This is a genomic window from Microbacterium sp. DMC48 (assembly GCF_056313825.1).
This window is the reverse complement of record NZ_JBQUZN010000004.1, coordinates 629,884-642,576: the sequence shown is the minus strand read 5'-3', so window position 1 is coordinate 642,576 and position 12,693 is coordinate 629,884. Positions and strand designations below refer to the sequence as shown.

General features: G+C 66.5%; 14 protein-coding genes. 9 read left to right on the top strand and 5 right to left on the bottom strand.

The window, feature by feature from the left end; all coding sequences use genetic code 11:
* Positions 1-16: 16 nt before the first annotated feature.
* The 7 genes from ACT53O_RS08400 (at position 17) to ACT53O_RS08370 (ending at position 5,950) form a co-directional block, all read left to right on the top strand.
* On the top strand, positions 17-1,405 hold the full coding sequence (locus ACT53O_RS08400) for a M20/M25/M40 family metallo-hydrolase (RefSeq protein ID WP_476151803.1): 1,389 nt from the start codon (positions 17-19) through the stop codon (positions 1,403-1,405).
* 123 nt (positions 1,406-1,528) lie between these two features.
* Positions 1,529-1,900, top strand: coding sequence for an iron-sulfur cluster insertion protein ErpA (gene erpA / locus ACT53O_RS08395; protein ID WP_036287992.1), 372 nt, complete (start codon positions 1,529-1,531; stop codon positions 1,898-1,900).
* 132 nt (positions 1,901-2,032) lie between these two features.
* Positions 2,033-2,938, top strand: a complete 906-nt coding sequence (gene ctaC, locus ACT53O_RS08390) for an aa3-type cytochrome oxidase subunit II (protein ID WP_039416190.1) — start codon at positions 2,033-2,035, stop codon at positions 2,936-2,938.
* Positions 2,938-4,701, top strand: a complete 1,764-nt coding sequence (ctaD, locus tag ACT53O_RS08385) for an aa3-type cytochrome oxidase subunit I (RefSeq protein WP_061681646.1) — start codon at positions 2,938-2,940, stop codon at positions 4,699-4,701. Before ctaC ends, ctaD begins: the two co-directional genes overlap by 1 nt.
* On the top strand, positions 4,702-5,136 hold the full coding sequence (locus ACT53O_RS08380) for a cytochrome c oxidase subunit 4 (RefSeq protein WP_005049192.1): 435 nt from the start codon (positions 4,702-4,704) through the stop codon (positions 5,134-5,136).
* 20 nt (positions 5,137-5,156) lie between these two features.
* The gene (locus ACT53O_RS08375; protein ID WP_476151800.1) at positions 5,157-5,603 is read left to right on the top strand and encodes a PP2C family protein-serine/threonine phosphatase; all 447 of its coding nucleotides are present in this window, start codon (positions 5,157-5,159) and stop codon (positions 5,601-5,603) included.
* Complete coding sequence (locus tag ACT53O_RS08370; RefSeq protein ID WP_476151798.1) at positions 5,600-5,950, top strand: PP2C family protein-serine/threonine phosphatase; 351 nt, start codon at positions 5,600-5,602, stop codon at positions 5,948-5,950. The genes ACT53O_RS08375 and ACT53O_RS08370 overlap by 4 nt, the downstream gene beginning before the upstream one ends.
* Before the next feature lie 35 nt (positions 5,951-5,985).
* Here the strand turns inward: ACT53O_RS08370 and ACT53O_RS08365 are convergent, their stop codons facing one another.
* The 5 genes from ACT53O_RS08365 to ctaE form a co-directional block, all read right to left on the bottom strand.
* Positions 5,986-6,393 carry a rhodanese-like domain-containing protein gene (locus tag ACT53O_RS08365; protein WP_005049195.1) on the bottom strand — a complete coding sequence of 136 codons (408 nt, stop codon included), beginning with the start codon at positions 6,391-6,393 and terminating at the stop codon, positions 5,986-5,988.
* Positions 6,394-6,478: 85 nt separating this feature from the next.
* Complete coding sequence (gene qcrB, locus ACT53O_RS08360; RefSeq protein WP_295820325.1) at positions 6,479-8,305, bottom strand: cytochrome bc1 complex cytochrome b subunit; 1,827 nt, start codon at positions 8,303-8,305, stop codon at positions 6,479-6,481.
* Positions 8,302-9,381, bottom strand: a complete 1,080-nt coding sequence (gene qcrA, locus ACT53O_RS08355) for a cytochrome bc1 complex Rieske iron-sulfur subunit (protein ID WP_036287972.1) — start codon at positions 9,379-9,381, stop codon at positions 8,302-8,304. Before qcrA ends, qcrB begins: the two co-directional genes overlap by 4 nt.
* Before the next feature lie 46 nt (positions 9,382-9,427).
* Complete coding sequence (qcrC, locus tag ACT53O_RS08350; protein ID WP_005049203.1) at positions 9,428-10,231, bottom strand: cytochrome bc1 complex diheme cytochrome c subunit; 804 nt, start codon at positions 10,229-10,231, stop codon at positions 9,428-9,430.
* A 21-nt stretch (positions 10,232-10,252) separates the two neighbouring features.
* Positions 10,253-10,897: an aa3-type cytochrome oxidase subunit III gene (gene ctaE / locus ACT53O_RS08345; RefSeq protein ID WP_005049205.1), complete on the bottom strand. Its 645-nt coding sequence runs from the start codon at positions 10,895-10,897 to the stop codon at positions 10,253-10,255.
* Positions 10,898-11,018: 121 nt separating this feature from the next.
* On the opposite strand from ctaE, the gene trpD reads away from it, so the two are divergent.
* The gene (gene trpD / locus ACT53O_RS08340; RefSeq protein ID WP_476151794.1) at positions 11,019-12,080 is read left to right on the top strand and encodes an anthranilate phosphoribosyltransferase; all 1,062 of its coding nucleotides are present in this window, start codon (positions 11,019-11,021) and stop codon (positions 12,078-12,080) included.
* Between the two features lie 93 nt (positions 12,081-12,173).
* Positions 12,174-12,665: an aromatic ring-opening dioxygenase LigA gene (locus ACT53O_RS08335; protein WP_135949299.1), complete on the top strand. Its 492-nt coding sequence runs from the start codon at positions 12,174-12,176 to the stop codon at positions 12,663-12,665.
* Positions 12,666-12,693 lie beyond the last annotated feature (28 nt).

The following is a 12,693-nucleotide window of genomic DNA, read 5'->3' as shown; positions in this document are numbered from 1 at the left end:
CTCTAAGATTACCCGCATGAGCTCGGAGCTGTCCCGTCGTACCGCCGTCCGCGATGCCGCCGAAGCGGCCGTCCCCGCCGCCCTCGCCGATCTGGGGCGACTCGTGCGCATTCCGTCGGTGGCGTTCCCCGGCTTCGATCGGGCCGAGGTCGCACGCAGCGCCGATACGGTGGCTGAGCTTCTCGAGCAGCTCGGCATCTTCGAGCGCGTCGAGGTGAAGACCGCGATCGTGCCCGAGACGGGAGCGGAGGGGATGCCCGCGGTGCTCGCCACGCGCGCAGCGCGCAACGGGCGTCCGACGATTCTGCTGTACGCCCACCACGACGTTCAGCCCGTCGGTGACGAGTCGCTCTGGGAGACGCCGCCCTTCGAGCCGACGGTGCGCGGTGGACGCCTCTACGGACGCGGAGCCGCCGACGACAAGGCCGGGATCATGGCGCACATCGGCGCCCTCCGCGCTCTCGTCCACGCGTGCGGCGGCGACGTCGACCTCGGTGTGAACCTCTTCATCGAGGGTGAAGAGGAAGCCGGTTCGGCATCCTTCGCGCAGTTCCTCAGCGACAACGCCGACGCGCTGCGCGCGGACGTCATCGTCGTCGCCGATTCCGGCAACTGGGATGCGACAACTCCGGCCCTCACGGTGTCGCTGCGCGGCAACGCACGCTTCACGATGACCGTGCGCACACTGGAGCACGCCTCCCACTCCGGCATGTTCGGCGGTGCCGTGCCCGATGCGATGATGGCGACCGTGAAGCTGCTCGCCACGATGTGGGACGACGATGGTGCGGTCTGCGTCGCCGGGCTCACCGAGCGCGAGGCATCGACTCCCGACTACTCCGAGGAGACCCTGCGTGATGAGGCCGGACTTCCCGAGGGTGTGAGCCCGATCGGACGCGGCTCGATCCTCAGCCGCATCTGGAACAAGCCCTCCATCACCGTCACCGGCATCGATGCGCCAAGCGTGAAGAACGCCTCGAACACGCTCTCTCCCGAGGTCTCCGTCGTGATCAGCATGCGGGTGGCCCCCGGCCAGCCCGCCCGCGAGGCCTACGCCGCGCTGGAGGCTCACCTTCGCGCACACGCCCCGTTCGGCGCGGAGCTGACCTTCCGCGATGTCGACTGCGGCGATGCGTTCCTGGTCGACACCACCGGGGCCGCGGTGACGTCGGCGCGCGACGCGCTGCGCGAGGGATACGGCGTCGAACCGGTCGACATCGGCGTCGGAGGATCTATCCCATTCATCGCGGATCTCGTGCGCGAGTTCCCGGGGGCGCAGATCCTGGTGACCGGCGTGGAGGATCCGCATGCGCGGGCGCACAGCCCGAACGAGTCGCTCCACCTGGACACGTTCCGCCGCGCACTCGTGTCCGAAGCTCTGCTGCTCGAGGAGCTCGATCGCGGGTGACACGGCTCGCCGCCGTGTCGGCGCGCGGGCGTCATCGGCCCGGGGCGCCCGCTGCCGCGTAGAATCGAGCACGACCCGCCGTCTGATAACGGCTTCGATCGCAACGAGGTTCCGGAGAGTGCCATGACCGACATCGCCACCAACACCCCCGTCGAGGCCACCACGGCTGCGCACGGCGTTCTCCTCACGGACGCTGCGGCCGAGAAGGTGAAGAACCTGCTCCAGCAGGAGGGGCGCGACGACCTGCGCCTCCGTGTCGCGGTGCAGCCCGGTGGGTGCTCGGGCCTGATCTACCAGCTGTACTTCGACGAGCGCTTCCTCGACGGCGATCAGGCCGTGGACTTCGACGGCGTCGAGGTCATCGTCGACGACATGTCGGTGCCGTACCTGGATGGCGCGACGATCGACTTCAAGGACACGATCTCCGAGCAGGGCTTCACGATCGACAACCCGAACGCCGCGGGCAGCTGCGCGTGCGGCGACAGCTTCCACTGAGACGGGCGTCGCTGATCAGGCGGGAAAAACCCCTCCGATAGTGGCAGACATCCTGGGCGGATGGCCTGAATCGGGTGGGAGCTTGCCTTAGACTGAACGGTGTTCGACCTTCATGACCCCGAAAGGTGCACCGTGCGCGTCAAACGCCGACTCCGGCTCGCCGTCATCCCGATCGGGATCGCCTCGGCGATCACCCTCGCGGGATGCACTCCCACCGAGCTGAACGGCTTCTTGCCGGGCTTCACCGACGACGGCACGCAGGCTACCAACCACACCGAGATGGTGTCGGGTCTCTGGGTCAACTCCTGGATCGTCCTGCTCGCCGTCGGTGTGATCACGTGGGCGCTCATGGGCTGGGCTGCCATCGCCTACCGTCGTCGTCGCGGCCAGCGCGGCCTGCCGGTGCAGCTTCGTTACAACATGCCCGTCGAGATCTTCTACACGGTTGTCCCGTTGATCCTGGTGCTCGGTTTCTTCGCCTTCACGGCGCGCGATCAGGCGGTGCTCGAGACCCAGTACGACAACCCCGACGTCTGCGTGACGGCGATCGGCAAGCAGTGGGCTTGGGACTTCCAGTACAACGACGACCAGGCCGACTGCCAGGCCGGCGACAACGCCGTCTGGACCATGGGTGTTCAGGCCCAGACCGACGCCCAGGGAAACATCACCAGCGACCTGCCGACGCTGGTTCTGCCGGTCAACGAGAAGGTCAAGATCAAGCTGACCTCCCGCGATGTCATCCACTCCTTCTGGATCGTCGACTTCCTCTACAAGAAGGACATGTACATCGGGAAGGACAACTACTGGTCGTTCATCCCGACACGCGTGGGTGAATACGACGGCAAGTGCGCCGAGCTCTGCGGCCAGTACCACTCGATGATGCTCTTCAAGGTCAAGGTCGTCGAGCCGGCCGAGTACCAGCAGTACCTCGCAGGCCTGCGCGCCGCCGGTCAGACCGGTGACATCAACAAGGCCTACGACCGGCTGCAGAACTTCCCGGGCACGGGAGCCCCCGTCGAATCTGAGGGACAACACTGATGGCGACCACGCTTCCTCTCCAGGGCGAGACTTCCGCGCGCCCGACCACGCTGCCCCCGCGTCAGGCGGCTCTCATGAGCTCGACGCGCGTGGGACAGAAGGGCAACATCATCGTCAAGTGGATCACCTCCACGGACCACAAGACGATCGGGTACATGTACCTCATCGCGTCGGTGATCTTCTTCCTGCTCGGCGGCGTCATGGCGCTGATCATTCGCGCCGAGCTGTTCGAGCCGGGAATGCAGATCCTTCCGACGAAGGAGCAGTACAACCAGCTCTTCACGATGCACGGCACGATCATGCTGCTGATGTTCGCGACTCCGCTGTTCGCCGGCTTCGCCAACGCGATCCTTCCGTTGCAGATCGGCGCGCCGGACGTCGCGTTCCCGCGTCTGAACGCGTTCGCGCTGTGGCTGTTCATCTTCGGATCGGTGATCGCGGTCGCCGGCTTCCTGACTCCTCAGGGCGCGGCCGCGTTCGGTTGGTTCGCCTATCAGCCCCTGGCGGGAGCGTCGTTCTCGCCCGGCGCCGGTGGCAACCTCTGGATGCTGGGACTCGGCATGTCCGGTTTCGGCACCATCCTCGGCGCGGTGAACTTCATCACCACGATCATCACGATGCGTGCGCCGGGCATGACGATGTGGCGCCTCCCGATCTTCTCGTGGAACACGCTCGTCACCAGCATCCTGATCCTGATGGCGTTCCCCGTGCTCGCCGCGGCCATCCTGGCCGCCGCCGCCGATCGCGTTCTCGGTGCCCACATCTACGACCCCGCCAACGGCGGTGTGCTCCTGTGGCAGCACCTCTTCTGGTTCTTCGGACACCCGGAGGTCTACATCATCGCGCTGCCGTTCTTCGGCATCGTCTCCGAGATCTTCCCGGTGTTCAGCCGCAAGCCGATCTTCGGATACAAGACGCTCGTCTACGCGACCATCGCCATCGCGGCGTTGTCGGTGTCGGTGTGGGCTCACCACATGTACGTGACGGGCTCGGTACTGTTGCCGTTCTTCGCCCTCATGACGATGCTCATCGCTGTGCCGACGGGTGTGAAGATCTTCAACTGGATCGGAACCCTGTGGCGCGGGTCGGTCACGTTCGAGACCCCGATGGTGTTCTCGCTCGGCTTCCTGGTCTCGTTCGTCTTCGGTGGTCTGACCGGTGTCATCCTCGCGTCGCCGCCGCTGGACTTCCATCTCTCCGACTCGTACTTCGTCGTCGCCCACTTCCACTACGTGGTCTTCGGCACGGTCGTGTTCGCGATGTTCGCGGGCTTCTACTTCTGGTGGCCCAAGTGGACCGGGCGCATGCTCAACGAGCGCCTCGGCATGGTGCACTTCTGGATGCTGTTCATCGGCTTCCACATGACGTTCCTCATCCAGCACTGGTTGGGCGTCGACGGCATGGTGCGCCGCTACGCCGACTACTCGGCCGCGGACGGCTGGACCTGGCAGAACCAGGTGTCCACGATCGGAGCGATGATCCTGGGCGCCTCGATGATCCCGTTCTTCCTGAACGTCTGGATCACCTCGCGCAAGGCGCCGCGGGTCACGGTCAACGACCCCTGGGGCTATGGCGGATCGCTCGAGTGGGCCACCAGCTGCCCGCCCCCGCGTCACAACTTCACCTCGATTCCGCGCATTCGCAGTGAGCGCCCTGCCTTCGACCTCAACCACCCCGAAGCAGCGCTCCCGGTCGGTGTCGGTCCGGCGAAGGACGCTCCCGATGCTCCCGTCATGGACACGGCCGAGGGGAAGGTCAAGTAAGTGAAGACCAACGTCAACCTCTGGTGGATCCTGTCCGGGTTCTTCTTCCTCTGCTTCGCCCTGTACACGGGGTGGAACATCATCGAGCACTCCGACCGGCAGTGGTTCCACGCGATCGAGTGGGTCGGCAGCGTCGCGCTGCTGTTCACGGTGTTCATGGCCGCGATGATCGGCTTCTACGTCGACCGCGTGCACCGCGCCCAGGGCGGCGAGCTGCCGGAGGACTCCCTGACGGCCGACATCGATGACGGCGATCCCGAGATGGGCGAGTTCAGCCCGTGGTCGTGGTGGCCGCTGGTGCTCGCGTTCTCCGCGGCTCTCGGCATCCTGGGTCTCGCGGTCGGCACCTTCCTGCTGCCGATCGGCCTCGGCGTGTTCGTCGTCGCCATCGTCGGGTGGGTCTTCGAGTACTACCGCGGGTACTTCGCGCGCTGAGCGGTGCCGGTTCTGCGGTGATGGCTCATTCGATTCGGGCCGGCGTCTCCAGCGACGTCGGCCCGTTTCGCGATGTCAATCAGGATGCGGCGTTCATCGCATCGTGGGGCGCGGGCGTGGCGGACGGTGTCGGCGGCGGCCCCGCTGGCGATCTCGCATCGGCGGCTCTCGTCCATCGGTTGGTCGCAGGAGGCTGGCGAGCGGGCGATGCCGCAGAGCTGACCACTCGGCTGCGGGTGGCCAACTGGGATCTGGGCGCGCACGTGCGGCGGGATCCCTCGCTGGCGGGTATGGCGACCACGTTCACGGGGATCTGGTTCGGTGATGGCGGGACCGTGCTTCTTGCGCACACCGGAGACTCTCGAGGCTATCTTCTTCGTTCGGGACGACTGCTGCGTCAGACCCGTGACGACTCGTTCGTCCAGGTGCTCGTCGATCAGGGGCTGGTGACGGAATCCACGCGATGACGCATCCGCGCCGCAACATCATCACCGCCTCGCTTCGCGGCGAGCCGTCCGATACGGTCAGCGTGACCGCGCACACGCCGGTGGCCGGGGATCGCTGGCTGCTGTGCAGCGACGGTGTCAGCGACTACCTGCCGGACGACGCGATCGGTGAGATCCTGCGAGACGTCGACGGGCAACAGGATGCCGCGGAGATCATCGTCGCGGCGGCCCTGCAGGCCGGCTCACGCGACAATGTGACCGCCGTCGTCGCAGACGTCGCCGCGGGGGTTCCGTCGGCCGGTGGGGTTGTCTTCGCGGGAGCGGCCACCGAGCGCTTCAGCGAAGGCGCGCAACCGATCGCCGGCTGAAGCCCCGGTGTCACGCTGCCGCGCAGGCGGAGTGATCACGGGCGCACATACATGACCTGAGGGTCGAACACGCGGGGGAGCGCACCCTGAGCGTTCTCGGTGGGCAGCCCTTCGCGCACCCAGTACTCGTATCCTCCGATCATCTCCTTCACGGAGTAGCCCAGGCGAGCGAACTCTACGGCGCCCTTCGCGCCGGCATTGCAGCCGGGGCTCCAGCAGTACACGACCACCGGCGTCGTCAGGGGGATCTCCGTCGGAGCCCGCTCAGCGATCTCGCGGTAGGGGATGTGGACGGCGCCCACCGGGTGGCCCTGGGCCCAGGCGTCGGCGCCGCGCACGTCGACGAGTACGAAGGCTTGTCCGTCGCGCTGAGCCGCGTACACGTCTGAGGCGTCGGTCTCGTGTGCGAGTTTGCCGGTGAAGTAGGAGAGGGCGTCAGTCATGGCTCGACGCTACGCGAACGACGAAGCGGCGAGGAGGACCGGGACGGTCACTCCTCGCCGCTTGACTGCCAGCCTGAGCGGGTTGTCAGTCCTTGTCTTTCGCGTCCTTCGTGTCGCCATCCGGGACGATCACATTCGACGGGCGGACGGCGGTCTCGCTCTGGTGACCATCGTCGATCGGGTGGTGCGGCGCGTCGCCGACTCCCGCCCGCTCGTGCATGCCCTGGATCTCGGCATCTTCCTCAGCGGCGATGTGATCCAGCGTGTGATGCTGGTGGGCACGCGCTTCCTCCAGCTCCGCCTGAGTGACCGGAGCGAGGCGGTCCTCGAAGAACCAGCGCGACAGCGAGGCGCGGAAGTTCTCGTGCCAGGGGATGCGACCCTGATCGTTCGGACGCACCACGAGAGGCTGGTTGGTCTCGAAGTCGACGAGCTTGACGATCTCGTACTGGTCGACCGGCTGATGGACCTCGATGTACTCGCCGCCCGGAAGACGGACGATGCGGCCGGACTCGTAGCCGTGCAGGGCGATCTCGCGGTCCTTCTTCTGGAGCGCGATGCACAGACGCTTCGTGATGAAGTACGCGAGAACCGGTCCGACGAACAACAGCGCCTGCAGCGTGTGGATGACGCCTTCCATCGTGAGCCAGAAGTGGGTGGCGATGATGTCCGAGGATGCCGCGGCCCACAGCACCGCGTAGAACGTCACACCGGCGGCACCGATCGCGGTGCGCGTCGCGGCGTTGCGCGGACGCTGGGCGATGTGGTGCTCGCGCTTGTCGCCCGTGATCCAGGCCTCGATGAACGGGTACAGCATCACGATCACGATGAACAGGCCCAGAGCCGTCAGCGGGATGAGGATGTTGAACGACCACGTGCGGTCCCACAGGACGAACTCGAGGTGCGGCGGCACGAGACGCAGCGCGCCGTCGGCGAACCCGATGTACCAGTCGGGCTGCGTACCGGCCGAGACCGGCGACGGGTCGTACGGACCGTAGTTCCAGATCGGGTTGATCGTGAACAGGGAGGCGATCAGGACGATCACGCCGAACGTGATGAAGAAGAAGCCGCCCATCTTCGACATGTAGACCGGGACCATGGGGAAGCCCACGACATTGCTGTTCGTGCGGCCGGGACCGGCGAACTGGGTGTGCTTGTTCACGATCATGAGCATGAGGTGCACTGCGAGCAGCGCCACCAGGATGGCCGGAAGCAGCAGGATGTGCAGCGTGTAGAGGCGCCCGACGATCTGAGTCCCCGGGAACTCGCCGCCGAACAGCAGGAAGGAGGTCCACGTTCCGATCACCGGAATGCCCTTGACCATGCCGTCGATGATGCGCAGGCCATTGCCCGAGAGCAGGTCGTCCGGCAGCGAGTAGCCGGTGAAGCCTTCGGCCATGGCGAGGATGAAGAGGATGAAGCCGATCACCCAGTTGAGCTCGCGCGGCTTGCGGAACGCACCCGTGAAGAACACGCGGAGCATGTGCACACCGATGCCGGCAACGAACACCAGCGCAGCCCAGTGGTGGATCTGACGCACCAGCAGGCCGCCGCGGATGTCGAACGACAGGCGCAGCGCCGAGTCGAGAGCCGCAGACATCTCGACGCCGCGCAGCGGGACGAACGCCCCGTCGTAGTGCGTTTCGACCATGGATGCCTGGAAGAAGAACGTCAGGAACGTTCCCGACAGCAGGACGACGACGAAACTCCACAGCGCGATCTCGCCGAGCATGAAGGACCAGTGGTCCGGGAAGATCTTGCGACCGAGCTCCTTGACCAGACCGGAGATGCTGGTGCGCTCGTCGAGGTAGTTCGCCGCGCCGGCGACGAAGCGGCCGCCCAGCGGCTTCTCGTCGCGGGAGGTCTGAGGCGTGGTGTCAGGGCCTGTCTCGGTGACAGTCGCGGTGCTCAATGGCGCTCCCAGAAGCTCGGGCCGACGGGTTCGGTGAAGTCGCTCTGCGCGATCAGGTACCCCTCGGAGTCAACGGTGATCGGCAGCTGCGGCAGCGGACGAGCGGCCGGTCCGAAGATCACCGCGGCGCCGTGGGTCACGTCGAACTGCGACTGGTGGCAGGGGCAGAGCAGGTGGTGGGTCTGCTGCTCGTACAGCGCGACCGGGCAGCCGACGTGCGTGCAGACCTTCGAGTACGCCACGATGCCGTTGTACGACCAGCTCTTGCGGTCTTCGGCTTCGACGATCTGCTCGGGCAGCATCCTCATCAGCAGGACGATCGCCTTCGCCTTCTCCTCGAGGTAGCCATCGCTGTGGCTGAGCTCGGCGAGAGACTGGGGGATCACGTGCACCGCGGAGCCCAGAGTGAGGTCGGCGGCACGGATCGGCTCGCCGGTGGGGTCGTGCGCGAGACGCTCACCCTTCTTCCACATCGTGTGGCTGAGGAGGGCGACCGGGTCGCCGGCGATCGGGTTCTCGGGGCTGGACTCGGGAGCCAGACCGCGGAACAGGGTGATGCCGGGAAGCACCGAGGCGACAAGAGCGGCGATCAGCGATCCGCGGATGGCGGTGCGGCGTCCGAACCCGGACTCCTCGTTCGCCTCGCGGAAGACGGCGACGGCGCCCTCTCGCGTCACGTCGCGTCCGCGCGTGGCGTGACGCGGCTCGATGTGCTCCTTGTCGCTCATCACGGCCTTGGACCAGTGGATCGCACCGATGCCGATTGCGAGGAGCGCGAGCGCGATGCCCAACCCGATGAACAGGTTGTTGTGGCGGATGTCGACGATCTGACCGCTCTCGATCGGGAAGAGCATGTAGGCGGCGACGGCCCAGATGCTGCCCGCGAGGGAGAGGTAGAACAGCGTGTAGACCGTGCGAACGGCGCGCTGCATGGCCGCCGGGTCCTTGTCGGTGATGCGCTCCCGGTGGGGCGGGAGGCCCGGGTTCTGCACGGGGTCGGGGACGGCGACGGCGAGCCCGGGGGAGGGCTTCCATGAAGCCCTCTCGTGCTCGAGTGCGTCTTCCTCGTGTGCCATGTCTCGTCCGTTCCCTACGTCAGTGCCGTTGTCCACGTGTGCCCGATCAGTTCGACTTCGCCGTGATCCACACGGTGATGCCGATGAGCGCGCCGATGCCGAAGATCCAGATGAACAGACCCTCCGAGACCGGGCCGAGCGAGCCGAGGTTGAAACCGCCGGCGGACTCGTTCTCCTGCAGGTACATCAGCGACGAGATGATGTCGCGCTTCTCGTCCGGAGTGATGGTCATGTTGTTGAAGACCGGCATGTTCTGCGGGCCGGTGACCATCGCCGCGTAGATGTGCAGGGGGCTGGTCTTGGTCAGTGCCGGGGCGTACTTGCCCTCGGTGAGTGCACCACCGGCGGCGGCGACGTTGTGGCACATGGCGCAGTTGACGCGGAAGAGCTCGGCGCCGTTGGCGACATCGCCCTTGCCGTCGAGGATGCGCGCATCCGGGTAGGTCGGGCCGGGCGCGACCGACTGTGCCCAGGCCGCGATCGCACGGATCTGGTCCTCGGTGAACTGCACCGGCTTCTGAGGTGCCTGCGGCCCCTGCATCTGCAGTGGCATGCGTCCCGTCGACATCTGGAACTCGACGGCCAGCTCTCCGACCCCGTAGAGCGAGGGCCCGTCAGCGGTGCCCTCCATGTTGAGGCCGTGGCACGTGGCGCAGTTGGCCTGGAAGAGCTTCTTGCCGTCTTCGACGGTCAGCGTGGTGGACGAGGCGGACGCGGGCTCCGTCGCGGCCATCGCCGCCGACGCGCCGGCGTAGACGCCGCCGGTGACGAGAAGGCCGATGCCGATGAGCGCGGCGGCAGCCCACTTGCTGCGACGACCGGTCTTCTGCCGGGTGGTCTTGGTTGCCATGGAGGAACTCAGCTCCGCTTCTTACTTGACGACGTAGATGACGAAGAACAGGACGATCCACACCACGTCGACGAAGTGCCAGTAGTACGAGACGACGATCGCGGACGTCATCTCCTTGCGTCCGAAGTTCTTGACGGCGTAGGCGCGGCCGATCACGAGAAGGAAGGCCAGGAGGCCGCCCGTCACGTGCAGCGCGTGGAAACCGGTGGTGATGTAGAAGGCCGACGCGTACGAGCTCGCGCTGATCGGCATGCCCTCTGCGACGAGCGTCGCGTACTCCCACACCTGGCCGGAGACGAAGACGGCGCCCATCACGAACGTGAGGAAGAACCACTCCACCATTCCCCACTGGCGGAACTGCCAGATGGAGCCGCGACGATACGGCTGGAAGCGCTCGGCGGCGAACACACCGGCCTGGGCGGTGAACGAGGAGAGCACCAGGATGCCGGTGTTCACGGCTGCGAACGGCACGTTCAAGTCGCCGGTGCTGGCAGCCCACAGGTCAGGGGAGGCGTTGCGCAGCGTGAAGTAGATCGCGAAGAGACCCGCGAAGAACATGACCTCGCTGCCGAGCCACACGATGGTGCCGACGGCGACCGGATCCGGCCGCTTGACGGAACGCAAGGCTTGGGAATAGGTCGCTGGAGTGGTCGTCACGCTCCCCATTATGGCTGATTTCACAGCCGGTTTTCGCATCACTGAAGGTGCGTTCGACTTTCGGGGGGATTGGAGGGCCCTTCGGGCGCGCCGGGAGTTGGCTGGCAGAGTGCCGATAGGATCGGGGCTCATGGCGGAGCTCTATTCCTGGCCCGAAATCCTCACTGCGGTGCTCGAGCGGCGCGACCTCAGCGTGTCCGAGTCGACCTGGGCCATGCGGCAGGTGATGCGGGGCACGGCAACGCCGTCGCAGCTGGGCGGATTCCTCCTCGCACTGCGCGCGAAAGGCGAGACCGTCGACGAGATCGTGGGCTTCCGCGACGCGATCCTCGAGGCCGCGCTGCCGCTGCCCGTCTCCGCCGATGTGCTCGACATCGTCGGCACCGGGGGAGACCGCTTCGGCACCGTCAACATCTCGACGATGTCGGCGATCGTGGCCGCGGCGACCGGAATCCCGGTCGTCAAGCACGGCAACCGCGCCGCCAGCTCCGCCTCAGGATCCTCCGACGTGCTCGGTGCGCTCGGCATCGATCTGGCGCTGCCGCCGGAGCGAGTCGCCGAGGTGCTCGCCGAGGCCGGCATCACCTTCGCCTTCGCGTCCGCGTTCCATCCGGGCTTTCGTCACGCGGGGCCGACGCGAGCGGAACTGGGTGTGCCCACCGTCTTCAACTTCCTCGGGCCGCTCTGCAATCCTGCTCGTGCAGAAGCCAACGCCGTGGGGGTCGCCGCTCTCGATCGCGTTCCTCTGATCACCGGCGTCTTCCAGACACGCGGAGCCACGGCGTTGGTGTTCCGCGGCGATGACGGCCTGGACGAGCTCACGACCACCGGCCACAGCCGTGTCTGGGAGATCAGCCGAGGTGACATCCACGAGCACGACCTCGATCCGCGAGACCTCGGCATCCCTCTGGCGGAGATCGACGACCTGCTCGGCGGCGATGCGCAGCACAACGCCGAGGTCGTGCGACGGGTGCTCGACGGCGAAAAGGGCGCCGTACGCGACATCGTCCTGCTCAACGCGGCCGCGGGGGTCGTCTCGTATGACCTGTTCCGCGATGCCACGCAGGTGCAGCTGCCGATCGTCGAGCGTCTCGCCGACGCTCGCGACAGGGCAGCGGCGGCGATCGACGACGGCTCGGCTCGCGGTGTCCTCGACCGTTGGGTCGAGGCAACGACTCGCACTGTGGACTGACCACAGGGTTTTCTCCGGCCCGTTCCCCTGGTCCCCGCTCTCGTGAGAGCGATACCGTGAGGCAACAGCACGGCACCGAAGAGAGGACCCGCCATGTCAGAGAACATCGCCACCGCCGACACCCTTGAACCCCCGCAGAAGAAGGTCGGCTTCGTCAAGATCGCCGGCATTCTCGGCATCCTCGGCGGCATCGCGCTCATCGTGGTGGGTCTGGTCGTCTGGCTCACGGTCTCCAGCCAGCTGCGTGCAGAGAACATCACCGTGCCCGACGATGCGATGGCGTTCCAGGGGCAGACCGTCCAGGGCCCGTTCACCGCGTACGTGCAGGCCGACATCATCCAGCACCACGCGCTGAAGGCGTCGGGCGGCAAGACCTACGCCGAGCTCGACAAGGACGACCCGGTGCGCGCGACGATGATGAACGCGTCGTTCCTGCGCGCCTCGCTGTTCACCTCCGTCGTCTCCTTCGGGGTCGCGGCCTTCGCGATGGGCATGGGAATCCTGTCCATCCTCTTCGGCGCGGCTCTCACGCGGCTGGCCTCGGTGCCGGTCGTCGTGCGACGGTCGGCCGTGATCCGGTCCTGACGTCCCGCACATCGTCCCCCCGGGAACG